Raw genomic sequence first — 25,227 nt, forward strand, 5'->3', positions numbered from 1 at the left:
GTGACTTCCTGCTACTAGGTACCTTACAGAAACCAGATCACCGAGTACAGGAGGATTCCCATGACCGTCACCTATGTGTCGCCCGAGGGCATGACGCAGCCCGTTCCCTACCACCACGTCGCCGTCGCGACGGGCACCCGCCAGGTCCACGTGGCCGGTCAGGTCAGCCGTGACGCCGACGGGCAGGCGCTCTCCGCCGACCTCCGCGGCCAGACCGCGGACGCGCTGCGCAACGTCGCGGTCGGGCTGGCCGGGGGCGGCGCGAGCTTCGCCGACGTCGTCCGCCTCACGTTCTACGTGACCGGATGGCGACCGGACCGCATCGAGGACTTCCTGGCCGGCGTCGGGGACGTCGCCGCGGAGCTCGGCCTGCCCCAGCCGCTGCCGCCGTCGTCGCTCATCGGGGTCGAGATCCTGTTCGAGCCCGACGTCCTCGTCGAGGTCGAGGCGATCGCGGTCACCGACTGAGAGCCGCCGCACCGCGCACGCACGAGTCCCGGCCGGATCGATGATCCGGCCGGGACTCGTCGTCTACCCCTGGGGGCGTCCGGTCAGGACCGGACGAACTCCAGCAGCGCCTCGTTGACCTCGGACGCGTGCGTCCACAGCAGCCCGTGGGGCGCACCCTCGATCTCGACGTACTCCGCCTCGGGCAGGGCGTCGCGGAAACGTCGGCCGGTGGCGTCGATCGGCAGGATGTTGTCCTTCGTCCCGTGCAGGATGAGCGTCGGCTTGGCCGCGGCCCGGACGGCCTCGACGTCGGGCCGGAAGTCCTCGATCCAGGCCGGGACGACGCTGTAGGCCGCGACGGGCGCGGAGCCGACGGCGGTGTTCCAGTTGGCCCGGACGACCTCCTCCGAGATCCGGCTGCCGAGGGTCTCGTCGAGGTTGTAGAAGTCCTGGTAGAACTGCGTGAACCAGGCGTAGCGGTCGGCTCGGGCCGTCGCGGCGATCCCGTCGAAGACCGACTGCGGCACACCCTCCGGGTTGTCGTCGCGCTGGACGAGGAACGGCTCCAGCGAGGCGAGGAACGCCAGCTTGGCGACCCGGTCGTGCCCGTACTTCCTCACGTACCGGGCCAGCTCGCCCGTACCCATCGAGAAGCCCACGAGGATGACGTCGCGCAGGTCGAGGTTCTCGAGCAGGGCGTCGAGGTCCCCGGCGAACGTGTCGTAGTCGTACCCGGCCCCGACCTTGCTCGACCGGCCGAACCCGCGGCGGTCGTAGGTGATGACGCGGTACCCGGCGTCCACGAGCTCGCGGGCCTGCAGCTCCCAGCTGTTGCCGTCGAGCGGGTAGCCGTGGATGAGGACGACGGGCTGGCCGGTGCCGTGGTCCTCGTAGTAGATCTCGACGTCGGTGCTGTTCTCGTGGCTGACGGTGATGTAGCCCATGGTGGCGTTCCCTCCGAATGGTGGAGAACGATCGTTCTCCGTTGGGGGCCGTAACCTGGAGAACGATGGTTTTGTTCCCGGGAGGTGGTCGGCGTGACGAAGCTCGACGACGCGGGCGCCCGGGAGGCGATCGTCACGGCCGCCGACCGGCTGTTCTACGTCCGTGGCATCCAGAACGTCGGCATGGACGCGGTCCGCGCCGAGGCGGGGATGTCGCTGAAGCGGATCTACGCCCTGTTCCCGTCCAAGGAGCATCTCGTCGTCGCCGTGCTGGCCCACCGGACGACGATCTGGTGGAGCGGTGTCGACCGGGCCGCCGAGGGGGCGGGCTCACCCCGGGAGCAGCTGCTGTCCGTGTTCGACTTCCTCGAGGCGTGGTTCCGCGAGGACGACTTCCGCGGCTGTGCGTTCATCAACTCCTTCGGCGAGCTCGGCGCGACGTCGCCCCGGGTGGTGGCCGCCGTGCGTGAGCAGAAGGAGTCGGTCCGGGCGTACGTCCGCGACCTGGTCCGCCGGGAAGGGCTCCCCGATGACGTCGCACTGCAGGTCGACCTCCTCGTCGAGGGCGCGCAGACCGCGGCGGCGATCACCCGGGACGACGACGTCGCGCCGCAGGCCCGTGCCGCTGCTGAAGTCCTGCTCGACGCGGCGGCCGCGTCGGGCGGGAGCCGGGTGGGGACCACCGCTGACTCACGGTGACCGCGCCCTCGCGCGCGATCCCGTCAGGTGGTCTCCCGGGCCTGCTGTCGTGCGTAGTGGCGGCGCGCCTTCATGCGGTTGCCGCAGGTGGCCATGGAGCACCACCGTGCCGTGTTGCCCTTGGACCGGTCGATGAGGAACCGTCGGCAGTCGGGGTTCCCGCACGGGCGGAGCCTGCCGGGCTTGTCGGCGGCGAGCTCGGACCAGGTGATGATCGCGCGCGCCGCGGGCAGCGTCGCGGCGGGACCGGCGAGCCGCCAGCGCAGGCCGTCCGGGGTGAGCGGCGACGGCGCCTGTGCGACGTCGTGAAGGATCTGGTCCAGCTCGTCGCCGACCGTTCCGGTGCGCACGGCCTCCTGCAGGCCGTCCCGGGCTCGGGCCAGCTCGCGCACCTCGCTCGTCGTCCCCTGCCCGCCGAAGCGTCGCGCGAGGTCCGCCGCGTGGGCCGGGTCGGCCATCAGGTCCTCGACGACGCCGTCCGTGACGGGTGTGGAGTTCAGCAGCGCGAGCAGCGCGTCGACGGAATCGTCGTCCGCCACCATATCTAACCCCCTCAATGGTCTTGAACGGTTAGGTCCAGCGTGGTCTACTGACCTAACCACCGAAACCATTTTAGACCGAAGGGCGTCGTCGTGAACACCTACCACCGCTTCGTGGACATCGAAGGGCTGCGAGTCTTCTACCGGGAGGCGGGCGACCCCGAGGCTCCCACCGTCGTGCTGCTGCACGGCTACCCGACCAGCTCGTTCATGTTCCGCCACCTCATCCCCGAGCTGGCCGGCGACTTCCACGTGATCGCGCCCGACCACATCGGGTTCGGGCTCTCCGACGCGCCGTCGGTGGACGAGTTCGGGTACACCTTCGACGCCCTGGCCGCGCACACCGCGAAGCTCCTCGAAGCGCTCGGCGTCGACACCTACGCGATCTACGTCCAGGACTACGGGGCCCCGATCGGCTGGCGCCTCGCGCTGGAGGACCCCGAGCGGGTGTGGGCCGTCGTCAGCCAGAACGGCAACGCCTACGAGGAGGGCTTCGTCGAGGGGTTCTGGTCGGACGTGTGGGCCTACGCCGCCGAGCCGAACGCCGAGACCGAGGCCGCGTTGCGGCCGGCGCTCGGCGAGGAGGCCATCCGGTGGCAGTACACCCACGGCGTTCCCGACCCGGCCGTCGTGAGCCCGGACACCTGGCGGCACGACGCCGCGCTGGTCGCCCGGCCCGGCAACGACCGGGCCCAGCTCGCGCTCTTCCGCGACTACGTCACCAACGTCCGGCTCTACCCGGCCCTCCACGAGTACCTGCGAGACTCCCGCGTGCCGGTCCTCGCCGTCTGGGGCAAGAACGACGAGATCTTCGGACCCGCGGGCGCCGAGGCGTTCCGCCGCCACGCCCACGACCCCGAGATCCACCTGCTCGACGGCGGGCACTTCCTGCTCGAGAGCGCGCTCGACGAGGTGGCGCCCCTGATGCGCCGGTTCCTCGCCCGGCACTCCTGATGCGGTCGCGCCGGCCGCGTGGTCACGACCGGGCGGCGGGCAGTGCTTCCGTGCGTGCCTTGAGGGCATCGTTCATCTGCTCGAACCCGAGCCGTGTCGGGGCGAGGATCGACCGGAGCAACGGGACCAGGACGCCGCTGAAGGTCTCGCTCTGGGTCAGCAGCGTCCGGCCGGAGGAGAGCTCGTCGAGCTCGAAGCGGTGGTCGCCGTCGAAGATCCCGGGGAGCAGGAGGCGGCCCCGCCAGTGCAGCACCCGCCCCGGCTCCCGGTCGACGACCGTGGGCCGGAAGGTCATCGGGCGCCCGCCGGGAGGCTCGATCACGGCCTCGAGCCGGGACCCCACCTCGAGGTCCCCGGAGAGGCGCGTGATGAACGGGTTCCAGTCCGGGTAGCGAGCGGTGTCGGCGAGCACGCTCCAGACGTCGGCCGGTGCGCGGTCGATCTCGACGGCGTGACTGATGGTCGTGGACATGACGGGTCTCCCGGGTGGACTGGGACGGACGAGGTGGGGTCAGGCTGCGGCCGACTCGGTGAGGAGCCGGAGCCGGTCCGCGTCGACGTTCGCGCCGAAGGCGGGATGCCCCGGTTCGAGCCGCCGGCCGGTGGCGAGAGCGCCGGTGACGACCGGGTCGAAGCCGAGATCGTCGACGACGGCGGCCGCGGCGGTGACGTCGTCGACGTCGTCCCCCGCGACGGCGATCGCCTTGCGCTCGGGATGGCCGGCGGGCCGCGAGCCGTCCTCCAGGTCGTGGTAGCCCATGTGGTTGAACGCCTTGACGACGCGGGCGTCGGGCAGCGAGTCCTGGACGAGCTCGCTGGTGGAGCTGGCGGGCCGGGCGAGGTCCTCACGGTGGCCGTCGGTCTCCCACCAGTAGTTCATGGCGTCGACGACGAGCTTGCCGGCCAGCGCGTCGGCGGGCAGCGTGCGGTGCTTGCCCAGCGGGAGGGCGAGGACGACGACGTCGGCCTTCGCCGCGGCCTCGGCCGTGGTGACGGGTTCGGCGCCGGGCGCGAGCACCTCGACGGTCAGGGCGATCTTCGCCGGGTCCCCGGAGCCGGAGATCAGGACGCGGTAGCCGGCCCGGACCGCGAGACGTGCGAGGACGGTGCCGACCTTGCCGGCGCCGATGATGCCGAGGGTCTGGTCGCTGGTGCTCATGCGATCTCCTGGGGCTGGTCGGCGAGCAGGTCGCGGACCAGGGGGACGACCTTGGTCCCGTACAGCTCGACGTTGCGCAGGCGCGCGTCGGCGGGCTGCGCGCCGGTGGTGTAGATGAGGTCGAACCGCCCCACGCCGAGGCTGGTCACGGCTGCGGCGATCCTGCGGGCGACGGTCTCGGGCGAGCCGACGTAGAGGGACCCGCCCGCGATCTCGGCGTCGAACTCCTCCTTGCGCAGGGGAGGCCAGCCCCGCGTGGCGCCGATGCGGTCGCGCTGCAGGCGGTAGTGGGGCCAGTAGATCTCGCGGGCCTCCTCGTCGGTGTCGGCGATGAAGCCGGGCGAGTGCATGCCGACCGCGTGGGCGGTGGTGCCGAGCTGCGCGGCAGCGCGCCGGTACAGGTCGACGTACGGGCGGAAGCGCGCGGGGTCGCCGCCGATGATGGCGAGCATGAGAGGCAGGTCGTAGTGGGCCGCGCGGATCACGGACTGCGGGGAACCGCCGACGCCGACCCAGGTGCTCAGGTGGCCGGACTCGGTGGTGGGGAAGACCTCCGCGTCGGTGAGAGCTGCTCGGGTGGTGCCGGACCAGGTGACGGGCTGCTCCTTGAGCAGCTCGGCGAAGAGCTGGATCTTCTCCTCGAACAGCAGGTCGTAGTCGGCCAGGTCGTAGCCGAACAGCGGGAAGGACTCGGTGAACGAGCCGCGGCCGAGGATGACCTCGGCCCGCCCGCGGGACAGGGCGTCGACGGTGGCGAAGCGCTGGAAGACCCGGACCGGGTCGTCGGAGGACAGCACGGTCACCCCGGAGGCGAGCCGGATGTTCTGCGTGACGCCGGCGAGCCCGGCCAGGACGGTGTCCGGGGAGGAGATCGCGTACTCCGGGCGGTGGTGCTCGCCCAGGGCGATGACGTCGACGCCGGTCTGGTCGGCCAGCACGGCCTCGTCGACGACCTGACGGATGGCCGCGGCGTGCGAGACCAGCTCGCCGTCGGTGCCCATCGGGCGGTCGCCGAACGAGTCGAGGCCGAACTCAACGGTGGTGCTCACGGTGTGACTCCCCAGGTGATCGAGGTGGAGGATGGCGGAAGTTGACACGTCAACACTTGACAGGTCAACAACTATTCCCGATGGTTGACATGTCCATCGAGGAGGGGAGGCCCGCCGTGGCAGAGGTAGCTCGGCACGCTCCGACGGCGCAGCAGCTGGCGACCTGGCGCGCGTTCATCGAGACGACCGAGCTGCTGCGCTCGCGGTTGGGCGCCCGGCTCCAGTCCGAGTCGGGGATGTCCCTGCAGGACTACTCGGTCCTGCTCGCGCTGCGGGAGGCCCCCGCGCGCAACCTGCGCTCCTCCGAGCTGGCGGACGCCGTCGGCTGGGAACGCAGCCGGCTGTCCCACCACGTCGGACGCATGGAACGTCGCGGCCTGGTGGAACGGAAGGGCCCCGCGGACGGGGGCTGGGGTTCCTGCGTCCATCTGACCGATGCGGGCGCCGACGTCTTCCGCCGCGCCTCGGTCGGCCACCTGCAGGCGGTCTCCGAGCTGTTCATCGACGCCCTCTCACCCGCCCAGCTCGACGCGGCCGGTGAGATCGCCCAGGCGCTGTCCGCTCGGCTGGCCGACACCGGCGGTCCGCGACGGTGACCCCGTCCGGAGGGTCCGAGCGTGCTGGGGAGACGCGTCGGTCGCCTAGGTGGAAGTGTTTCGGCCGGTCGGGAGCTCGGTCGGAGGGTCGTCCGTCCCGTGCCGTGGCCCGGCGCCCGCCGGGCGGGTGACGACGTACGCCCCGGTGAGGCCGATGGCGACACCGAGCACCGAGAACGAGGCCACCGGACCCCACGAGACGCCCTCCCGGACGAGGTCCGGCAGCCCGAGCGTGCCGGAGACGATCCAGGGGAACGCGGCGACGCGGCCCCAGTCGGGCAGGGAGAGCATGACGGCACCGAGGATCAGCGACCCGAGCCCCCCGTACATCGCGAACTCCGGGTAGCCGTACCAGAACACGAACGTGCTCGCGGCGCCGACGGCGGCACCCGTGGCCGCCACCCAGCCCCGGAGGCGCACCATCACGGGGACCAGCAGGACCAGCCCGAACGTCGTGCCGAGGTAGGCGAGGATCAGTCCCCAGGAGCCGTCCGTCTGGTTCCACGAGAGCCAGGCGTCGACGCCGATGCCCGCCGCGCCGATCAGCAGCAGCACACCCGTGGCCCGCACCAGCCAGCCCTTCGCCATGGCCGCCTCCTCGCCGCCGCTTCCACGATGCCACGGGCGGCACCGACACGCGCCGCACGCCGATCGCTCCTAGGCTCGCGGCATGACGACGGCGGAGCAGCGGCACGAAGGCACGACCGGCGAAACACCCGGATGGCTGGCGGACGCCGTCATCTACGAGATCTACCCGCAGTCGTTCGCCGACTCGAACGGCGACGGGATCGGGGACCTGCCGGGCGTCATCGACCACCTCGACCACCTGGAGTGGCTCGGGGTGGACGTGATCTGGTTCAACCCGTGCTTCGCCTCCCCGTTCCGGGACGCCGGCTACGACGTCGAGGACTACCTGACGATCGCGCCCCGGTACGGGACGAACGAGGACATGGTCGAGCTCGTCGAGCAGGCCCGCCGGCGCGGCATCCGGATCCTGCTCGACCTCGTCGCGGGACACACCTCGATCGACCACCCGTGGTTCGCCCGGTCCCTCGCCGACCCCTCCGACGACCGGTACATCTGGGCCGACCGCGACGGGCCGGGGCTCGTCCCGTCGCCCGGGCCGCGCGAGGGCTGGTACCTGAAGAACTTCTTCGACTCCCAGCCCGCGCTGAACTTCGGCTACGCCCGACCGCACCCCGACGAGCCGTGGCGGCAGGCGACCGACGCCCCGGGCCCGACGCGCAATCGCGAGGCCCTGCAGGAGATCATCGGGTTCTGGCTGGACCGCGGGGTGGCCGGGTTCCGTGTGGACCTGGCCTTCTCCCTCGTCAAGGACGACCCCGACCTCGAGGCGACCACCGCGTTGTGGCGGGAGATCGCCGGCTGGATGCGCGCGCGGTACCCGGACGCGGTGCTGCTGCCGGAGGCCGACGACGACAACACCGCCGACGCCGGGTTGCGGGGAGGCTTCGACGCGGACTTCGCGCTCGTCATCCAGCGCGAGCACAGCGCGCTGTTCAACAACGGCGCCACCGGCCACCTGACCTGGCAGGACCCGGCGGCGATGGAGCCCTGCTACTACGACCCCGAGGTCGACGAGGAGGCGGGCACCCGCGCGCTGGAGACGTTCCTGCGGGAGTGGGACGAGCGGGACCGCCGGGCCGGCGCGGACCGGCTCGTCGTCCTGCCGACGGCGGACCACGACTTCTCACGGCTCGCCGCCGGGCCGCGCACCGGTGACCAGCTGCGCCCTGCCTTCACGTTCCTGCTGACGTGGGGGTCGCTGCCGTCGATCTACTACGGCGACGAGATCGGGATGCGCAACCTGCCCGACGCGCCCGAGACGGAGGGAAGCCGCTGGAACCCGGGGTACGACCGCGCCGGGTGCCGGACCCCGATGCAGTGGGACGACGCCCTGCCGAACAGCGGTTTCTCTTCCGCGCCGGTCGAGCGGCTCTACCTCCCGCAGGACCCGGACCCGTCCCGCCCCACCGTGGCGGCCCAGCGTGCGGACCCGGGATCGCTGCTGCACCACGTGCGCGACCTCGTGGACCTGCGTCGGCGCACCCCGGCGCTGCGCACCGGTGGGGCGCGCACCGTCCTGCACGTCGGGTATCCGTTCGTCTACCTGCGCGGCGAGGAGCACCTCGTCGTCGTCAACCCGCGGCGCGAGCCGGCCCAGGCCACGATCCCGGCGCTCGCGGGCGCGACCGCCACGATGCTCCTGGGCGACGGCGTCCGGGTCGAGGACGGGGTCGTGGAGGTCGCCGGTGGTGGTCACGCGGTGCTCGCCGTGACTCGACCCTGACGCGCGCACGGCCGACCCGGAGGGCGACGAGCGCGGCGGGCGAGCCCGGGCGCCGGGTGATCTCGCGGCCGGTGGGCTGCGAGTCGACCGGGACGGGGAGAGCCTGAGGTGTCGGGGGATCGGGTTCGGGGATGCGGGGTGCGGGATGTCTGAGCAGCGCAGCGCGGCGCGGGGGGAGACGCACGGGGTCCTCCGGTTGTGGACACCTGCCCCCGAGGGCGACCGGGTGCGGTTCGCACCGGACCCGGACGACCGGTACGCCGTCGTCGACGATCTCGAGGCCGCGCACGTCATCCTCGTGCTGGACCGGTGGCCCCAGGTCGACGGCGTGGGGCACCTGGTCTTCACGGAGCACCCGCAGGTCCGCTCCTTCCGGGTGTCGACGTTCCAGCACCATGTCGACGCCCGCCGTGCGCAGGCGGGGCAGCCGGCCCCGGGCCGGGCGCTGCGCGTGGGCGACGTGTTCTGGGTCCGGGCCGGTGACGACCCCCGGTGGAACGACCCCCGGCGTTGGCAGCTCCTGGACGTGACCGCCTCGGCGCGGCGTGCCGCGCACGCGGCGCAGGTCGTCGCGGTCAACCCGGCGATGCGGCTGCGGGAGGCGGACGTGGCCCACGAGTCCTCGGGACCACCGTCCCCGGAAGGGCCTCGCCGTCCTCCGGCCGGTGCGGCCGCCTCGACGGTGTGACATGTCCGTCCCGCAGCGCATCCCGGCGGACCACTTCACCGCGCGCGACCTCGTCGACGAGCTCGAGGAGCGACCGGACGCCCTGGCGCACTTCGTGCTCAACGTGGGTGACGGTGACGCCCAGGTGGTGCTGCTGCCGACCGACCCGGTGGCGGAGCACCGTCGCGCCGTCGTCGTCGACGCCGGACGGGACAAGCCGTTGTCGCTGATCGCGGCGCTCACGGCCGAGGGCCTGCTCCCCGGCGTGGACGACGTGGCCCTCGTGGTGGCCACCCACCCGCACCAGGACCACATCGGCGCGATGGCCGAGGTGCTGGCCGGTCTGGGCGACCGGGTCGCCGAGTTCTGGGACCCCGGGTACTTCCACCCGATCGGTGCGTTCCACCGGATGATGGCCGAGGTGGAGCGGCGCACCGGGCTGCTGTACAGCCACCCGGCGTCGGGGCTGAGCCGGTGGATCGGCCGGACCGGGATCACCGTGCTGTCCCCGTCGATCCATCTCAGGAACCGGTTCGACACCTACGGGGTCGAGATCAACGACTCCTCCCTGTCGATGCGTCTGCAGCATCCCGCCGCGCGTGTGGTCACCCGTGACGAGGCCGGCAACGTCGTGGACAAGAGCTCGTCCGAGGTCTCCCTCGTGCTCGGCGGGGACGCGCAGACGTTGTCGTGGTCCTACGTGCTGACGGACTTCCCGTTCCTCATGAAGTCGAACTCCGCCAGCTCGGCGGCGATCGCCGCGGCGACCGGGGACGTCGACCTGCTGCAGGCCGACGTCTTCAAGGTCTCGCACCACGCGTCGAAGCGGGGGGTCAATCTCGAGCTGATGGAACGGATCAGGCCGTGGGCCTCGGTGGTGTCGTGCGGACCGGACTCGCCCCGGTACCACTTCCCGCACGACCTGGCGCAGGAGATCCTGCGCGAGGCCCGCGACCCGAGGGCCGGGTCCGGGGGGAAGCGCTCGGAGGAGGACTGGGAGCTGAGGATCTACTACACGGCCGACCGGGACACCGACGGGCGCGCCCTGGGCACCGTGGTCACCGTGCTGGAGGAGGGTCGTCGACCCCAGGTGTGGCGGCTGGGTGACACCCCTGGCCGGTCGGTATCCGTTGCGGCACTGCGGAAGGCCCGTAGGCTCGACAACCGATGACACAGCACATCGGCGTGGCCATATCCGGCGGGGGGCACCGCGCGACGGCGTGGGGGCTGGGCGCGCTGCTCTATCTCGTCGACAGCGGCAAGAACGAGGAGGTCTCCGCGATCTCCTCGGTGTCCGGAGGGTCGATCGCCAACGCCGTCGTGGCGCAGGAGACCGACTACAGGACCGTCGACCCGCCCGGGTTCGACCGCACCATCCAGCGGCTGGTGCGCCACCTCGCCGACACCGGTCTCTTCTTCTGGGGTCCGCCCACCAACGCCTACCTGATCTCGGTGTTCGTCGGGGCCGGCGTCGCCGTGGCCACGATGCTGACCGGCATCGTCTTCGTGTTCCTCAACGGGCTGTCCTGGCGATCCGGGCTCACGCTGCTGGCGGGGGGCGTGCTGATGGGGCTCACGGCCCGCTGGTTCGAGCGCCGTTCGCACGTCCTCGACCGCGCGTTGGCCCGGACCCACTTCCAGCGGGACGGACGGTCGACGCGACTGGGGGACATCGACCGGTCCCTCGACCACGTCGTGTGCGCGACCGAGCTGCAGTCGGCCGAGCACCTCTACCTCACCCCGCGGTTCCTCTACTCCCACCGGCTGGGCACGGGGTCGACGAACGACATGAGGTTGTCCACCGCCGTCCAGGCCTCCCTGGGTATGCCCGGCGCCTTCACCCCGCGGCGGCTGAAGACCGCACCGTACGGGTTTCACGGCGGTACGCAGGAGGGCGGCGTCGCCGAGGACTTCCTGCTCACCGACGGCGGCGTGTACGACAACCTGGCCGACCAGTGGCCGGACGGTCTCGAGAAGAGGCTGGAGCGCGCCCCGGAGCTGCCGGTCGTGGGCCGCACCATCGACGAGCTCGTCATCGTCAACGCCACCACCGCGCTGAGCTGGAGGCGGCTGCGGTACGCACGCCGGTTCCTGGTGGGAGAGCTGTTCACCCTGCTGCGGTCCAGCAGCGTGATGTACCAGGTGCCGACCGAACGGCGTCAACGCGGTCTGGTGCACACCTGGGTCGACTGCGAGCGCACCGGGCGAGGGCAGCGCGGCGCGATCGTCCAGATCCAGCAGTCCCCGTACCGGGTGGCCGACGCGTTCCTCCGGAAGGACCAGGAGGAGCGGGCCCGCCGTGCCCGTGCCGTGCTGGACCTGCTCGGCGACGACGACGAGTCCCGCGAGGCCTGGCGGGCCCGGGCGGACTCCAACGCGGACGTGCCCACCGTGCTGCGGCGACTCGGGAGGACCGCGACCGTCGACCTGCTCGAGCACTCCTACGTGCTCGCCATGTGCAACCTGCACGTCCTGCACGGGTACCCGCTGCTCGATCTGCCGGAGCGCGAGCGGTTCGAGCGTCTCCTGGACGACCCGGAGCCGTCGGCGGCCTAGGCTCGGCCGGCATGGAGCCCGAGGACGAGCGGTGGCGCAGCGCGGTCGAGCACGTTCGGGACCGTGCCGCGGGAGGTCCGCTGCCCGCGGACGCCCGGGTGGTGCTCCACTTCCACCCGGATGCCCCGGCCGGGCGCGGGTCGGTGCTGGAGACGGTCGCGCGCGAGGGTGTCTACCGGTCGCAGTTCGAGACGAGGACCAGCAACGGCGGGTTGACCGCTTTCCCCGGCGGGGACCGGTGGCGGTGGGAGAGCCGGATCTTCGGCGGCGTGTACGACGACGCAGCACCGGCCGCCCGCCCGCGGTACGGGGCGCTCCTGCTCGACGGCGACCCCTACGGCGCGGCACCGCGGTTCGGCTCTAGCTATCTGCGGCTGCGGCCGGGCGTCCTCGAGCGGGCGACCCTCTGCTACCCGGACAGCGTCCACACGCCGCACGACTTCGGCACCCGGGACCGGTCCGGACTGACGGCGCTGCTGCGCTCGGACCCGTGCCGCGACCCTCTCGACCGCTACGTCGAGGCGCACGTGCACGGCGAGGTTCGCGTCGACCGCGACCTGGAGGCGGTGGTCCTGGACCCCTCTTACCGCGGGACGGCGGTCGCCGCGGCGGCGGAGCGGCTCGGCTGCGCCGTCGAGTGGCACCCCGGCTATCGGGCCTTCCCGACCGCGTTCGACGAGCGCTACCGGGGGCCGGAACCGGTCCGGCTCGCCGAGTCCGTCGCCGCCGAGGGCGAGCTGACGCCCGCGCTGCTGGGCCCGTGGCGCGGAGCCGACGACGTCGACCCCCAGACGCTGAAGCAGGTGTGGCACCTGCTGGCCCGTTACGGACGCCGCAGCGGCGCCCTTCCCTAGCCGGGGCCGCTACGCGACGTCGATCGTGTGGGCGAACTCGGGTGCGCACGTCGTGCAGAACATGCGGCGGCCGAGGTCGCGCTCGCCGGGTGCCCCGGGGGAGTAGTAGACCTCCTTGTGCGCGTGGGCCGCCCGGGTGTGCTTGATGCACGAGCCGGCGCCGCACTGCGAACAGACGGTGACCGCCGGGGTGGTGGCCTGGTGCTCGGTGGCGCATTCGAAACAGTTCATGGGACATCTCCTGTGATGCGTGCTGCCAGTCCGGGCGACGCCCGCGGACCCCCGCGTGCCGGACAGGTGCGGGATCCGTGCCGTCCTTGCCGGGGCGCTCGCGGGGTCTGCCGACAGGGCCGCCGTCTCCAGTATCGCAGCGGGTCGATCACTCGCCCGTCCGCGACGGGATCACGGACGCCCCCCGCGGCGTGCCTTCGGCCCGGGCGGTACCCGCACGCCATGACGTGCCAGCACCCCGAGGCCGTCCGCGACGGTGACCGCGGCGATCACGGCGTGGTGCGGCTTCCTCGAGCGCAGTGCGACCGCCGCGAGGTGTTCCGACGCCACGGTGCCGAGCGGCGGCAGTTCCACGTCGTGCACGGCGAGGCACGTCGGCTCCGGCAACGCGCCCCGGGAGCAGAGGACGGCCGGGGCGGCGTCAGGGGGGGTCAGCAGCAGGTCGTCGCGGGGAGCGCCGAGACCGGTGCCGACCGCCTTGAGCACCGCCTCGCGCCGGACCCACGACCGGGTCAGGGTCCGGGCCGTCCAGCCGGCGGCCGGCCGTTCCGCGACGGGCACGACGCCGGCCAGGTCGTCCAGGTGCCGTCCGACGCCCGCCGCTGCCTCGACGTCCACACCGACGTCGACCCCGTGGGCGCCGACGTCGTCGACGACCGCCACGAGCACCCACGACCCGGCGTGCGAGACCGAGAAGGCGGGACCCCCACTGACGACGGGCTTGCCCGGGGCGGGTCCCCCCGGTGCTCCCATGCGGACGTCGACGCCACGGGGAGGGACGCCGAGCGTCTCGCCGAGCACGGCGCGCGTGAGTGCGCGCCCCGTCGCGAACCGGTCACGATCGTCGGCGCGCAGGAACGAGCCGACCGTGCCCGCCTCGTCCGTGGTGAGCAGCGCGGCACTCCCGCACGAGACCGGCACCGTCGGGGCACACCAGACGGTGACCGCACGGGGTGGCCCGGTCATCACGGGAGCACCGCGCCTCCGGTGACCTACCGTTGCGTGATCGTCACCTTGACCGGGTCGCCGACGTCCTTGCCAAGCTGCTTACGCACCTTCGCGTTCAGGGACACCATGTGCCCTCCCGTGCCGGTCACCATCGCCCCGACGTTCTCGAGCGTGACGTCGTCGACGGTCGCGTCGACCCGGACGGTCTTGCCGGTCCCGAAGAACTCGGCCGAGTCGGGGATCTCGACGCAGCTCCACGTCTCACCCTTGACATCGACGCCGATCTTGGTCTCGAAGCTCATCTGTTCGCTCGCCATGCCGACAAGTTACCCCCAGGGCGGCACGTCGGACATCGGACGATCCGGGTCGGTACGGCGTGGCGCGGGTCCTGCGGCTGGTTCCGCAAGCCAGGAGGCAGGCCCCCGGCCCGCCGTTGAGACGCTCCTGGTCCCAGGAGGTCGTCGGGGTGGCCTGTCCCCACCGCCCCGCACGGGGTCCGGGCCGGCCGCAGCCGCCGGCGTCCGTTCGAGCCGTCGACCGACGCTCGAGACCCACGTGCAGGGAGAGCGAGTCATGGAAGCCACTACCGCACCACCTCCGGTCACGACCCCTACTCGCCGGGCCCTGCCCGGGGCCGCCGTCGCCGTCGTCGTCGGCGTCCTGATCGCCGTGATCTGGTCCTACGAGTTCGTCGACGACGTCGTCGGGGGCGCCATCTCGGGGCTCTTCCTCGGCGCGGACCACGTCGCCGAACCCGGCCTCGTCGGCACGCTCGCCTTCGCGACCGTGGCCGGTCTGGCGGGCACGTTCACCGCGTGCAACATCGCGTGCTTCGCGTCGGTGGGTCCCCTGGCCGCCGGGACCGGGGCCACAACACCGTCCCGAGCTGCGCTCGTCCGGCACGCGGCGGCCCAGCTGGGCTGGTTGGCTCTCGGGATGAGCGTCGTCGCCGCCGCGTACGGCGTCGTGGTCGTCGCCGCCGGTGACGGCACCGTGATGCTCAGCGACGAGACCATGGCCGGTATGCCGGTGCGGCTCGTCCAGGCCTCCGTCATCAACGTCGTCCTCGGCGTGGGGCTCGTGTACGTCGCCGTCCGCTACCTCACCGGTGCCCCGCTGCGGGGCCGTCGGGGCATCCTCTCGCTGGGTGCGCTGCTCGGTCTGCTCGTCGTAGGACGGCCGTTCCCGATGTTCCGCGAGGTGCTCGCCGCGGCGGTCGACGCTCACCCGCTCGTCGGCGTCGGGCTGCTCGTGCTCGTCGTGCTGGGCAACCTGGCCCTCGTGGGGATCCTCTACCTGGCGTTCGTCGCCGCGGCCGGGCCGGCCCTCCAGCGGTTCGTCGCCCGCCACCAGCTCACCGTTCTGCGGGTCGGGGGCTATCTGCTGCTGGCGCTGGGTGCCTTCTCGATCGCCTACTGGGGTCTACGGGTGCCGGCGATCTTCGGCATCGGGTGGTTCCCGACCGTCTGAGGGACGTCCGGGCGGCCGGTACCAGGTACCGGCCGCCCGGACGTGTCAGCCGCAGTCGTAGAGCACGGAGTCGCCGTAGCTCGGGATGGGCAGGTCGTCCGCCGCGGTGAAGTTCGACCCCCCGTACGCCGCCGGCGGGACCGGAGAGCAGTTCGACTGCACCCAGGCGACCCGCTCCCGGGCCTCCTCGCCACCCATCCCGGCGATGCCGCCGACCCGGTCCGGCCCAGGAGCCGCCGAGAGGACGAACCGCAGCCTGCCCGACGCCTTCCACGCATCGAGGGTCGCCGTGGTCGGGACCGGGTCGGCACCGAGGAAGCCCCCGAAACCGGCGACGGCCTCGTCGCTGTCGAGCACGAACTCCGACGCCGCGAGGCCACCACCCTCGGTGAGCAGCGTCAGCGGCGCCCCGTCGGCGTGCGTCCTGGCGAAGTCGAGGACGGCCGCGTTCTCCGCGGACATCGTGTGGCCCGCCAGCCCGCCGGCACGCACGGGGCCGGTGAACTCGGGGTCCGTCAGCGCCGCCAGCTCGGCCGGCATCTCCGTCGGCAGCGCGTCGCGGTCGAGCGACACGGGCGGCATCGGCAGGTCCGCGAGATCGACCGGGACGAGCACCCCGGCCCGCATCGCCTCGAACCGCTCGTTCGGGGGGCCTGCCTTGGGGAACCCGCCCGACGACGGCGCCGACGCGGCCGACGCGACGGACCAGGACGCGGAACCGGCGAGGACGGCGACGGCGACGAGCGCCAGACCGTACCCGGCACGCCGGAGACGAGGCGCCGCCAGGACGGCGAGCGCGGCGAGGGACAGCGCCACGACCATCCAGCGGATCCAGCCGTGCCACTCCGGGGACCGGCCGACCAGCACCACCGCGGTGAGGGCCGTCGCGGCCACGCCTACGGCCAGCAGGGCCGTCGCGGTGCGTTCACCGTCGCGGTGCGCGTCCCACAGCCGAACCAGTCCGGCCCCGGCCACGGCACCGACGGCCGGGACGAGCAGCGAGACGTAGTAGGAGTTGAAGATGCCCTGCGTGAAGCTCAGCACCGTGAAGGCGGTGACGAGCCAACCTCCCCACAGCACCCAGCCGCCGGCGCGCGGTCCGGCGGCCATCGGCTCGGCGCGCCAGGCACGGCGGTAGGCACCGGCCCCCACGACGACGAGGACGATCGCGCACAACGGCAGCAGCCAGGCGATCTGCCCGCCGGTCTCCGGCGAGAAGAGCCGATCGAGACCCGGCGCACCACCGAAGAGCCCGACGACCGCCAGCGGGACGTTGAGCCCCGAGCCGCCGGCCGACTGGCCCGAGCCCAGCAGGGCGCCGAAGCCGTTGTAGCCGAACACGAGCTCGAACGCGCTGTCCGAGACGGTCCCTCCCATGTAGGGCTTCTCGCCCGGCCACAGGTCTCGCAGCGCCGACCAGGAGAAGGAGACCAGCACGAGCGTGACGAACGACCGCACCAGGTCGCCGACCCTCGTCCGCACGGACAGCCCGGCCGCGCCCCACCAGACCGCTCCGGCGAAGGCGGGCAGGACGATCCACGCCTCCAGCATCTTCGTGTTGAACCCCAGGCCGACCAGGACGGCGGCCGTGACGAGCCATCGCCGGCGCCGGGCGTCCGTGTCCTCCTGCAGCCCTCGCGTGAGCGCCCAGGCGGCCAGCACCAGGAAGAGGATCAGGAGCGTGTCGGTGTTGTTGTGCCGGTTGAGCGCCACCGTCACGGGGGAGAGCGTCATCACCGCGGCGGCGATCAGAGCGGCCCGCTCGCCGGCCCAGATCCGCACGGCGCGGTGCAGCGCGACGACGGTCAGCACGCCCGCGACCACCTGCGGCAGGAAGAGCCCCCAGCTGTGGAACCCCAGGAGAGAAGCGCTCGCGGCCTGCACCCACAGTGCCAGCGGCGGCTTGTCCACCGACACGATGCCTGCGGGGTCAGCCGCCCCGAAGAGGAAGTTCGTGGGGCTCTGCAGCATGGACCGGACCGCTGCCGCGTAGTAGGTGTTCCCGAGGTCCGCCTCGGAGACCCTCCAGGAGTACATCACGGCAGCCGCGATGCAGAGCACGACCAGTGCGACCGTATACCAGACCGAGCTCGCCGCCGGAGGGCCGGTGGCCCCCGTGCGCCGCTTCCGGGCGGTCGGTGTCAGAACAGCGGCCATCGTGGTCCCTTCGTCGTGGTGGTGCTCCTCAGGCAACCGACCGCACGGGCGGCGGCCAACTCTCGGTTTGCCCGGCGGCCCGGGTCCCGGCGGGACCAGCACGCGAGAAGAATCCCGGCCCGTCCGACCGGCCTACGGTGATCGCGACAACCCGACACCACTCGGGCAGCAGACACGGGAGGTCCGATGAACACCACCGCCACGACCGTCGACGAACGCCGCTCGTTGCCGCTCGACGACGACTACGCAGCTGACCGCCAGCTCCCCGTGGAGTTCGCGACGTCGGCGGACGGCACGAGGATCGCCTACGAGCGGTCGGGCAGCGGTCGCCCCGTCGTCATCGTGGGCGGCGGTCTGAACGACCGGGCCATGTTCCGCCCGATGGCCGGCATCATGTCCACGCGCTTCACCGTCTACAACTACGACCGGCGGGGACGGGGCGACAGCGACCTCGGCGATCCCGACGCCTGGACGCTGGACACCGAGGTCGAGGACCTGCGGGCCGTGATCGAGGCCGTCGGGGAACCGTGCGACGTGTTCGGCAACTGCACCGGCGGCATGGTCGCGATCGAAGGCGCGGCGGCGGGCCTCGACATCCGTCGCATGGCCCTCTACGAGCCGCCGTACCGGTCACCGGAAGCCACCACCGAGCAGCTCGTGGCGATCCGTCGGCTCATCGACGAGGGTCGTCGCGGCGAGATCGTCGAGATGTTCGGTCGCGACATCGTGGGGTTCATCAGCCCCGACACGATGGAGTACTTCAAGCAGCACCCTGCGTGGGACGCCTTCGAGTCGATGGCCTACTCGGCCTACTACGACGCCATCATCAGCCGGGACCACACGGCCATCCCCGCCGAGAAGCTCCCCGCGGTTCAGGTCCCGACGGTGATCATGCGCGGCGACATCGGGGACGGGGGCATCCACGACGCCTGCGTGCAGCTCGCGGACGGGATCCCGGACGCCCATCTGCTGACGATGAAGGGGTGCGACCACCTCCTGGACCAGGCCGCCTGGTCCCGGTACGTGATGGCCTTCCTCGACGAGGACTGACGCGCCCGCCGCCCTCCGCCGCACCGGCCGGGGGCGGCGGCTCAGGCCCGTACCGTCACCCGGACGGGGATCCGTGCCCAGGCCCGGAGCGTGTTGTTCGGGCGCGGGACCGCCGGCCCAGCGGGCTCGATGGTCTCGATCCTAGCCACCATCGCGGCCAGGAGCGCCTCCGCCTCGAGGCGGGCGAAGCTCTGACCGAGGCAGGCGTGCAGGCCGGTGCCGAACCCGACGTGGCCGGCCGTGTCCCGGGTGACGTCGAAGCGGTCGGGGTCCTCCCAGCGCCGGGGGTCGCGGTTGGCCGCCCCGAGCAGCACCATCACCTTCTCGTGCGTGCCGATCCGCGCGCCGGCCAGGGACACGTCGCGCAGGGTCGTCCGGAAGAAGGTCTGCACCGGTGTCGACCATCGCAGCGCCTCGTCGAGCGCCCGCCGGCGCAGCGCCTCGTCCTCGCGGACCAGCGCCCACTGCTCCGGGTGGTTCGCCAGGGCGTGCACCATCGAGCCCAGAGCGTGCACGGCCGTGTTCACCCCGGCCGCGAACAACGAGCGCACGACATCGGGCGCCTGGTCGGCGGTGATCTCCCCGCGGTCCGCGGCGGCCCAGATCCGCGCCCCGAGCCCGTCCGGCGACAGCTCCTCGCGCCGACAGCTCGCGTCCACCCACGCCGCCAGAGCACGAGCGTCCGCCGCGGCGTCCCGCACGAGGGCGTTGCGCGGGCCGAACGCGTTGAAGAGGACGTCGCTGAACCCGAGGAGCTGGTGCCTGCCGCCCGGGGCGATGCCGACGGCGTCCGGGAACACGCGGAGCGGGAACGCCGTCGCCAGCTCCGTCAGGGCATCGAAGGTCGTCGTGCGGGCGAGCAGCCGTCCGACCAGTGCGTCCGCCCCGGCATACCACTGGTCGCGGAGGGTGCGCTGGGTCCGCGGGCCGAGGACCTCGGCGAGGACCCGGTGCGGGGCGTCGTGGTGCGGGGGGTCGGCCTCGAGGATGATGCTCCGCTGCCGCCACGGGGTGCTGACGGCGAAGTTCGACAGGCCCACCCCGGCGGCCGAGCCGTAGTCCTGCCAGTTGCGCAGCACCGCCGCCACGTGTTCGTGGCGACCCGTCGCGTAGCAGCCGTACCGGCCGAGGCGGACGACGTCGGCGGTCTCGCGGACGGCGACCTGGAACGGGTACGGGTCGACACTGCCACCGTCGCCGAAGGGGTCGGCGTCGATCGTGGGGACCTCGGCCGATGGCGTCGACGCGAGCGGGAGCTCGTTCACAGGTCCAGCACCACGCTCTCGTCGCGAGCCCGGGACACGCAGGGGAACATCACGCCGTCCTCTCCGTCGACGAGGATCGTGTCGCGGTGGTCGACCGCACCTTCGAGCACCGGGGTCTCGCAGGCGCCGCACGTGCCGGTCAGGCACGACGACATGACGGTGACACCGGAAGCGTGGATCGCCTCGAGCAGAGTGCTCGTCCGCGGGACCGTGAGGGTCCTGCCGGTCCGTCGGAGCTCGGCGGTGAACGGTTCGTCGGTGTCGAGCCCGGTCCGGCGGCCGAAGGACTCGGTACGCAACGTGTGGGCCGGCCAGGCACGGCCGATCTCCTCGACCCGCGCAGCCAACCCCGGGGGGCCGCACACGTAGACCCGGTCTCCCGCGGCGACGGGACCGATCGCCTCTGCGAGGTCCGGACGACCACCGGTGGCCGTCGTGAAGACCTCGAGGGACCCGGCGTGCGGTCCGTCGAGCAGGTCGTGCAGGTACGGCATCGTCCCGACGTCCCGGCCCACGTACAGGAGCCGGTACGGCATGTCGAGGCGCTCGGCCGCCTGCATCATCGACAGGAACGGCGTGATGCCGATGCCGCCGGCCACGAAGGTGCATGTCCTGCCGGGGACGAGGGGGAACGACGTGCGGGGCGCGCCGACCCGCACCGTGTCGCCCACCGCGAGACGGTCGTGGACGAACGCCGAGCCCCCGGCACCCTCGGCGTCGCGCCGCACCGCGACCACGAAGCTGTACGCGTCCCAGCGGTCGCCGCAGAGGCTGTACGGGCGCACCATCCCGTTGGGCAGGGTCAGGGCGACATGGGCGCCCGGTGCCCAGTCGGGCAGCCGCTCGTCGCCGGGGTGCCGCAGCTCGAGCTCCACGACGTCGCGCGCGATCCGGCGCCGGGCCACCACGTCCAGCTGTGTCGTGCCGTTCGTCATGGGAAACGTCCCGGAGGTCAGGGGGCTAAGCCGCCGGTCGTCGTGGACCGAGCGGCCGGCGGCCACAGCGTCCACGCACCGCCCGTCGTGGCTGCCGGTGACCCGACGCTAGCGGGACGTGGTCCGCCAGCGCTTCTTCCCGGTTGCGCAGACGGCGACGCAACCCAGGAGTCGGTCTGTCGGAGCGGTCGCCATAGCCTCGCTCGCATGGCGACATCGAGCACGGATCCGTCCCGCCGGCAGAAGGCCTCGGCTCATCCGCCGGGTGCTGACCCGCGACGATGGAAGGCCCTGCTGGTCCTGTCCGCGCTCCAGTTCATGATCCTCCTGGACATGACGATCGTGAACGTCGCCCTGCCGGCGATCGAGGACGGGATGGCGTTCGACCCGGCCGGCCTCACATGGGTGGTCAACGGGTACGCACTGGCCGCGGGCTCGCTCCTGATCCTCGGTGGCCGCCTCGCCGACTACTACGGCCGCCGTCGGTTGCTGATCATCGGTGTCGTGCTGTTCGCAGCTTCCTCGGCGCTCTGCGGGTTCGCGACCCACCCGGCCATGATGATTCTGGGACGGTTCGGCCAGGGCGCCGCCGAGGCCATCGCCGCGCCGGCCTCTCTCGGTCTCATCGCACTGTTGTTCACCGATGCGAAGGAGCGGTCGAAGGCTCTCGGGATCTGGGGCGGACTCGTGGCTCTCGGCGGCACGCTGGGGTACGTCTTCTCCGGTCTGCTGACCAGCTTCACGTCCTGGCGGTGGATCTTCCTCATCAACCTCCCCGTGGCCCTCATCGCCCTGATCGCGATCCCGGCCCTGCTGGACGAGTCCCGGATGGCACCCGGACGGCGCGGCCGTCTCGACGTCTGGGGAGCCGCCACCTCGACCGCAGGCTTGGTCGCGATCGTCTACGGGCTGCTCGAGGCCGCCGAGAACCCCTGGGGGTCCGCCGCCGTCGTCTTCCCGGTCGCGGCCGGGATCGCGCTCCTCCTCGGCATGCTGATCATCGAGCGCCGGGTTCCCGACCCGCTGCTCCCGCGGGGCTTCTTCGACAACCGGACGCGCTCCGTCGTGAACTTCACCAGCCTGTTCTTCATGGCCGCGTTCATCGGCTACACGTTCATGCTGACGCTGTTCGAGCAGGACGTCCTCGGCTACACGCCGCTGCAGAGCGGTCTGGGCTACCTCCCGCTCGGGTTCGGGATCGGGGTCGGCATCGGCATCTCGTCGGTCCTCGTACCGAAGATCGGTGTCAAACCGGTCGTCGTCGCCGGGTTCCTGGGGGCCGGCGTGGGTCTCGCGCTCACCAGCTTCGCCACGACGGACAGCTCCTACCTCCTCGGGATCCTCCCCGGGATGATCGTCTTCGCGGTGTTCGCGGGCGCCACCATGCCGGCGGCGACGAACGCCGCGCTCCACAACGTCACGACGCAGGACTCGGGGCTCGCCTCGGGGGTGCAGAGCACGGCGCAGCAGATCGGCGGCGCCCTCGGGCTGGCGGTGCTCGTGACCTTCGCGATGCGCCGGTTCCTCGCCGACGTGACCGCGGGCGAACCCGTCGAGGTCGCGATGACCAACGGATTCACGCTGGGCTTCCAGATCGGCGCCGTCCTGATGTTCGTCGGCGGCGTCCTCCTCGCGGTCTTCCTCGAGCGTGTCGACGGCGCACTGCGGGACCCGGTCGTCGAGGGTGTCGAGGCCGACCTCGCGGCCCTCTCGGCGTCCGACGACGAGGTCGGACACCGACCGTGAAGGTCGCGGTCACCGGGGCGGACGGGTTCATCGGGTCCCACCTCGTCGAGGCGCTCGTCCGGGCGGGCGCCGACGTCGTCGCCATGGCGCAGTACAACTCGGTCGGTTCGTGGGGATGGCTGGAGGACCTCCCCGCCGACGTGCTCGACGGTGTCGAGGTGCGGCTCGGGGACCTGCGGGACGCAGGGACGACGAGCAGCGCGCTCGCCGGCGCCTCCGTCGTCTACCACCTCGGCGCCCTGATCGCGGTGCCCTACTCGTTCGACGCGCCACGCTCCTACGTCGAGACGAACGTCCTGGGAACCCAGAACGTCCTGGAGGCGGTGCGCCGTGAGAGCAGCCGGCTCGTGCACACCTCCACCAGCGAGGTGTACGGGAGCGCCCTCAGCGTGCCCATCTCCGAGGACCACCCGCTGCAGGCGCAGTCCCCGTACGCGGCCACCAAGATCGCCGCGGACAAGCTCGTCGAGTCGTACGTCGCCGCGTACGGAGTGCGGGCCGTCACGGTCCGGCCGTTCAACACGTACGGGCCCCGGCAGTCGGCCCGGGCGTTCATCCCCGCGGTGATGGCCCAGGCTCTCGCCGGCCGGACGACCGTTCGGGTCGGTTCGTTGAGCCCGCGACGCGACCTGACGTTCGTGGCCGACACCGTGGCCGCCTTCCAGGCGGTCGGCGAGCTCGACGACGACCCGTGGAACGGCGCGACCTTCAACGCGGGCACCGGTAGCTCGTGGTCGATGGGGCACGTCCTCCACGAGATCGCGCGGGTCGTCGGTGTTCACCTGGACGTCGACACGGACGCCGAGCGCGTCCGGCCCCCGGCCGCCGAGGTCCGGCACCTCGAGTGCGACGCCTCGCGGCTGCGGGCGGCGACGGGCTGGGAGGCTCGCTCGTCGCTCCGGGAGGGGCTGGAGGCGACGCGGGCGTGGATGGCCGAGCCACGTCACTTCGGGTCGTACAAGCCCGACCTGCACCAGGTGTGAGCCCGACCCGACGGAAGGACCCGATGTGATGGAAGCCGTGATCCTCGCCGGGGGCAAGGGAGTGCGACTGCGCCCGTACACCACGAGGCTGCCGAAACCGCTGGTCCCCATCGGTGACGACCACGCGATCCTCGAGATCGTGCTGCACCAGCTGGCGCGGCAGGGCTTTCGCCGGGTGACGCTCGCCATCGGCCACTTCGGTCACCTGATCAGGTCCTTCGTCGGTGACGGGCGGCGCTGGGGGCTCGACATCGTCTACGTCAACGAGTTCCAGCCGCTCGGGACGCTCGGGCCCGTGGTCGGCGTGCGGGAGGACCTCCCCGACGACTTCCTGGTCATGAACGGCGACGTGCTCACGGACATCGACGCGACCGCCCTGCTTCGCGCGCACGTTGCCGCCGCCGCGCCGCTGACCGTCGCGACGTACAAGAGACAGGTCACCGTGGACCTCGGCGTGATCGAGGCCGACGCCGGCTGCATCGTCGACTTCATCGAGAAGCCGACCTACCACTACCGGGTCTCGACGGGGGTGTACGCCGTCTCCCGCGACGCGCTGGCCGGATACAGCCCGGGGGAGGCGCTCGGGTTCGACCGCTTCATCCTCGACCTCATCCGGGCGGGCCGGCACCCTGCCGAGTTCGTCCACGACGGCTACTGGCTCGACATCGGGAGACCGGACGACTACGACCGGGCCAACGAGGAGTTCGGACGCATGCGCGGGGCCCTCCTGCGGGGTGCGTGATGCTTGCGGTGGTGGTCGGGTCCACCGGTTTCGTGGGGGGGCACCTCCGGACGGGCATGGTCCGCGGCGGCTGGGACGTCGTGACCGTCGACCGTTCCGGCAGCACACGCGGGGACCTGGTCGCGGTCCTCGAGGCGACGCTGGCGAGGTCCGCGCCCGACGTGGTCGTCGTCTGCGCGGGCGCGACAGCCGGTTCGCGGCACCGGCTCCGGCGGGCGAACGTCGACCTGGCCGGCAGGCTGGCGGGCGTGGTGGCGCGCGCGCGGCCACGTCCTCGCCTGGTCCACCTGGGCTCGGCCGCCGAGTACGGTGCGGTGTCCGCGCCCGGGCCGTGCCGCGAGGACGCCGCGGCCGTGCCGACGACCGACTACGGCTGGTCGAAGCTGGCCGGGACCCGCGCGGTGCTGGCGGCGATGCCCGCCGCGGTGGTGCTCCGGGCGACGACGGTGATCGGTCCGGGCTGCCGCGGGTTCCTCGGATCGTTCTGCCGGCAGGTCGCCCTCGAGGGGCCGCAGGGTGTCGTGCACGTGGGGTCGTTGGCGGCGGCACGGGACTTCGTCGACGTCGCCGACCTCGCCGCGGCGGTCGTCGCGGTAGCGGGCGCGCCGACGGCGCGGCCGGGCGTCTACAACGTCGGGACCGGGCGAGCGGTACCCCTCGGCCACGTGGTCGAGCGGGTCCGGGCGATCACGGGCTTCCGCGGCCGCGTCGTGAGCGACAGGCCGTCGGCGAGCACCTCCGCCGGGATCGCGACGCAGTTCTCCGACGTCGCGAAGGTCCGACGGGCCTTCGGCTGGACCCCGTCGGTCCCGCTCGACGCGTCGATCCGAGCGACCTGGGAGCGTGCTCGGGCCGACGGCTTGGCGGGGGCCGAGCAGGTTCAGGCGGCCGGCACCGTTCCGGGGTGACCCCCGTGCCCCTG

At 72.3% G+C, this 25,227-nt stretch carries 26 protein-coding genes and 1 pseudogene; 15 read left to right on the forward strand and 12 right to left on the reverse strand.

The genetic code is table 11. The features are described 5' to 3' along the window. Positions 1-60: 60 nt before the first annotated feature. Positions 61-468 carry a RidA family protein gene (locus Q6350_RS04630; protein ID WP_305065499.1) on the forward strand — a complete coding sequence of 136 codons (408 nt, stop codon included), beginning with the start codon at positions 61-63 and terminating at the stop codon, positions 466-468. An 83-nt stretch (positions 469-551) separates the two neighbouring features. Here Q6350_RS04630 and Q6350_RS04635 read toward each other — a convergent pair whose 3' ends face one another. Further along, positions 552-1,394, reverse strand: a complete 843-nt coding sequence (locus Q6350_RS04635; protein ID WP_304603033.1) for an alpha/beta fold hydrolase — start codon at positions 1,392-1,394, stop codon at positions 552-554. Between the two features lie 93 nt (positions 1,395-1,487). Here Q6350_RS04635 and Q6350_RS04640 point away from each other — a divergent pair, with 93 nt between their 5' ends. Further along, complete coding sequence (locus tag Q6350_RS04640; protein WP_305065502.1) at positions 1,488-2,093, forward strand: TetR/AcrR family transcriptional regulator; 606 nt, start codon at positions 1,488-1,490, stop codon at positions 2,091-2,093. A gap of 23 nt (positions 2,094-2,116) precedes the next feature. Here the strand turns inward: Q6350_RS04640 and Q6350_RS04645 are convergent, their stop codons facing one another. Beyond that, positions 2,117-2,632: a CGNR zinc finger domain-containing protein gene (locus Q6350_RS04645; protein ID WP_305065504.1), complete on the reverse strand. Its 516-nt coding sequence runs from the start codon at positions 2,630-2,632 to the stop codon at positions 2,117-2,119. Positions 2,633-2,725: 93 nt separating this feature from the next. Between Q6350_RS04645 and Q6350_RS04650 the strand changes: the two genes are divergently transcribed. After that, positions 2,726-3,586 carry an alpha/beta fold hydrolase gene (locus Q6350_RS04650; protein WP_305065506.1) on the forward strand — a complete coding sequence of 287 codons (861 nt, stop codon included), beginning with the start codon at positions 2,726-2,728 and terminating at the stop codon, positions 3,584-3,586. Positions 3,587-3,608: 22 nt separating this feature from the next. Here the strand turns inward: Q6350_RS04650 and Q6350_RS04655 are convergent, their stop codons facing one another. The 3 genes and pseudogenes from Q6350_RS04655 to Q6350_RS04665 form a co-directional block, all read right to left on the reverse strand. Then, complete coding sequence (locus Q6350_RS04655) at positions 3,609-4,058, reverse strand: SRPBCC domain-containing protein (protein WP_304606398.1); 450 nt, start codon at positions 4,056-4,058, stop codon at positions 3,609-3,611. A 39-nt stretch (positions 4,059-4,097) separates the two neighbouring features. Beyond that, positions 4,098-4,799, reverse strand: a pseudogene (locus Q6350_RS04660) (NADPH-dependent F420 reductase); the annotation flags it as partial. Further along, positions 4,742-5,794: an LLM class flavin-dependent oxidoreductase gene (locus Q6350_RS04665; RefSeq protein WP_304603039.1), complete on the reverse strand. Its 1,053-nt coding sequence runs from the start codon at positions 5,792-5,794 to the stop codon at positions 4,742-4,744. The pseudogene Q6350_RS04660 and the gene Q6350_RS04665, both read right to left, overlap by 58 nt. A gap of 80 nt (positions 5,795-5,874) precedes the next feature. Between Q6350_RS04665 and Q6350_RS04670 the strand changes: the two genes are divergently transcribed. Beyond that, positions 5,875-6,390, forward strand: a complete 516-nt coding sequence (locus Q6350_RS04670) for a MarR family winged helix-turn-helix transcriptional regulator (protein WP_304606397.1) — start codon at positions 5,875-5,877, stop codon at positions 6,388-6,390. A gap of 45 nt (positions 6,391-6,435) precedes the next feature. Here Q6350_RS04670 and Q6350_RS04675 read toward each other — a convergent pair whose 3' ends face one another. Beyond that, positions 6,436-6,978 (reverse strand): hypothetical protein, encoded by a 543-nt coding sequence (locus Q6350_RS04675; protein ID WP_304603041.1) that lies wholly within the window; start codon positions 6,976-6,978, stop codon positions 6,436-6,438. Between the two features lie 82 nt (positions 6,979-7,060). Here Q6350_RS04675 and Q6350_RS04680 point away from each other — a divergent pair, with 82 nt between their 5' ends. The 5 genes from Q6350_RS04680 to Q6350_RS04700 all read left to right on the forward strand — a co-directional run bounded on the left by Q6350_RS04680 (position 7,061) and on the right by Q6350_RS04700 (position 12,778). Next, the gene (locus tag Q6350_RS04680; protein ID WP_305065510.1) at positions 7,061-8,701 is read left to right on the forward strand and encodes an alpha-amylase family glycosyl hydrolase; all 1,641 of its coding nucleotides are present in this window, start codon (positions 7,061-7,063) and stop codon (positions 8,699-8,701) included. Between the two features lie 145 nt (positions 8,702-8,846). Next, positions 8,847-9,389: a hypothetical protein gene (locus Q6350_RS04685; protein WP_305065512.1), complete on the forward strand. Its 543-nt coding sequence runs from the start codon at positions 8,847-8,849 to the stop codon at positions 9,387-9,389. A gap of 1 nt (position 9,390) precedes the next feature. Further along, on the forward strand, positions 9,391-10,539 hold the full coding sequence (locus Q6350_RS04690) for a ComEC/Rec2 family competence protein (RefSeq protein ID WP_304606395.1): 1,149 nt from the start codon (positions 9,391-9,393) through the stop codon (positions 10,537-10,539). Beyond that, on the forward strand, positions 10,536-11,924 hold the full coding sequence (locus Q6350_RS04695; RefSeq protein ID WP_305065514.1) for a patatin-like phospholipase family protein: 1,389 nt from the start codon (positions 10,536-10,538) through the stop codon (positions 11,922-11,924). Before Q6350_RS04690 ends, Q6350_RS04695 begins: the two co-directional genes overlap by 4 nt. A gap of 11 nt (positions 11,925-11,935) precedes the next feature. Next, a complete protein-coding gene (locus tag Q6350_RS04700) occupies positions 11,936-12,778 on the forward strand; it encodes a DUF3626 domain-containing protein (RefSeq protein ID WP_305065516.1) in 843 nt (280 codons plus the stop codon). A gap of 9 nt (positions 12,779-12,787) precedes the next feature. Here the strand turns inward: Q6350_RS04700 and Q6350_RS04705 are convergent, their stop codons facing one another. From Q6350_RS04705 to Q6350_RS04715, 3 genes are all read right to left on the reverse strand, one after another. Continuing rightward, positions 12,788-13,009, reverse strand: coding sequence for a DUF2180 family protein (locus tag Q6350_RS04705; RefSeq protein ID WP_305065518.1), 222 nt, complete (start codon positions 13,007-13,009; stop codon positions 12,788-12,790). Positions 13,010-13,180: 171 nt separating this feature from the next. Next, entirely contained in the window at positions 13,181-13,975 is a 795-nt protein-coding gene (locus Q6350_RS04710; protein WP_304603048.1) for a 4'-phosphopantetheinyl transferase superfamily protein, read from the reverse strand. Positions 13,976-14,001: 26 nt separating this feature from the next. Next, the gene (locus Q6350_RS04715; RefSeq protein ID WP_304603049.1) at positions 14,002-14,274 is read right to left on the reverse strand and encodes a DUF1905 domain-containing protein; all 273 of its coding nucleotides are present in this window, start codon (positions 14,272-14,274) and stop codon (positions 14,002-14,004) included. A 256-nt stretch (positions 14,275-14,530) separates the two neighbouring features. Here Q6350_RS04715 and Q6350_RS04720 point away from each other — a divergent pair, with 256 nt between their 5' ends. Further along, entirely contained in the window at positions 14,531-15,427 is an 897-nt protein-coding gene (locus tag Q6350_RS04720) for a hypothetical protein (protein ID WP_304603050.1), read from the forward strand. A 45-nt stretch (positions 15,428-15,472) separates the two neighbouring features. Here the strand turns inward: Q6350_RS04720 and Q6350_RS04725 are convergent, their stop codons facing one another. Continuing rightward, entirely contained in the window at positions 15,473-17,584 is a 2,112-nt protein-coding gene (locus Q6350_RS04725; protein WP_304603051.1) for a glycosyltransferase family 39 protein, read from the reverse strand. 186 nt (positions 17,585-17,770) lie between these two features. Here Q6350_RS04725 and Q6350_RS04730 point away from each other — a divergent pair, with 186 nt between their 5' ends. After that, positions 17,771-18,634, forward strand: a complete 864-nt coding sequence (locus tag Q6350_RS04730) for an alpha/beta fold hydrolase (RefSeq protein ID WP_304603052.1) — start codon at positions 17,771-17,773, stop codon at positions 18,632-18,634. A 41-nt stretch (positions 18,635-18,675) separates the two neighbouring features. Here the strand turns inward: Q6350_RS04730 and Q6350_RS04735 are convergent, their stop codons facing one another. Continuing rightward, positions 18,676-19,899 carry a cytochrome P450 gene (locus tag Q6350_RS04735; protein ID WP_305065522.1) on the reverse strand — a complete coding sequence of 408 codons (1,224 nt, stop codon included), beginning with the start codon at positions 19,897-19,899 and terminating at the stop codon, positions 18,676-18,678. Next, on the reverse strand, positions 19,896-20,834 hold the full coding sequence (locus Q6350_RS04740; RefSeq protein ID WP_305065524.1) for a PDR/VanB family oxidoreductase: 939 nt from the start codon (positions 20,832-20,834) through the stop codon (positions 19,896-19,898). Before Q6350_RS04740 ends, Q6350_RS04735 begins: the two co-directional genes overlap by 4 nt. A 207-nt stretch (positions 20,835-21,041) precedes the next feature. On the opposite strand from Q6350_RS04740, the gene Q6350_RS04745 reads away from it, so the two are divergent. Genes Q6350_RS04745 through Q6350_RS04760 form a run of 4 tightly spaced genes read left to right on the forward strand, consistent with a single transcriptional unit; the run spans position 21,042 to position 25,213 of the window. Then, positions 21,042-22,580 carry an MFS transporter gene (locus Q6350_RS04745; RefSeq protein ID WP_305065526.1) on the forward strand — a complete coding sequence of 513 codons (1,539 nt, stop codon included), beginning with the start codon at positions 21,042-21,044 and terminating at the stop codon, positions 22,578-22,580. Then, entirely contained in the window at positions 22,577-23,563 is a 987-nt protein-coding gene (locus Q6350_RS04750; protein WP_305065528.1) for a GDP-mannose 4,6-dehydratase, read from the forward strand. The genes Q6350_RS04745 and Q6350_RS04750 overlap by 4 nt, the downstream gene beginning before the upstream one ends. Positions 23,564-23,591: 28 nt before the next feature. Beyond that, positions 23,592-24,305, forward strand: coding sequence for a sugar phosphate nucleotidyltransferase (locus Q6350_RS04755; RefSeq protein ID WP_304603057.1), 714 nt, complete (start codon positions 23,592-23,594; stop codon positions 24,303-24,305). Positions 24,306-24,316: 11 nt separating this feature from the next. Next, positions 24,317-25,213 (forward strand): NAD(P)-dependent oxidoreductase, encoded by an 897-nt coding sequence (locus Q6350_RS04760; protein WP_305065529.1) that lies wholly within the window; start codon positions 24,317-24,319, stop codon positions 25,211-25,213. Positions 25,214-25,227: the final 14 nt, after the last annotated feature.

The sequence above is a fragment of the Isoptericola sp. b515 genome (assembly GCF_030588125.1).
Classification (GTDB): domain Bacteria; phylum Actinomycetota; class Actinomycetes; order Actinomycetales; family Cellulomonadaceae; genus Isoptericola; species Isoptericola sediminis.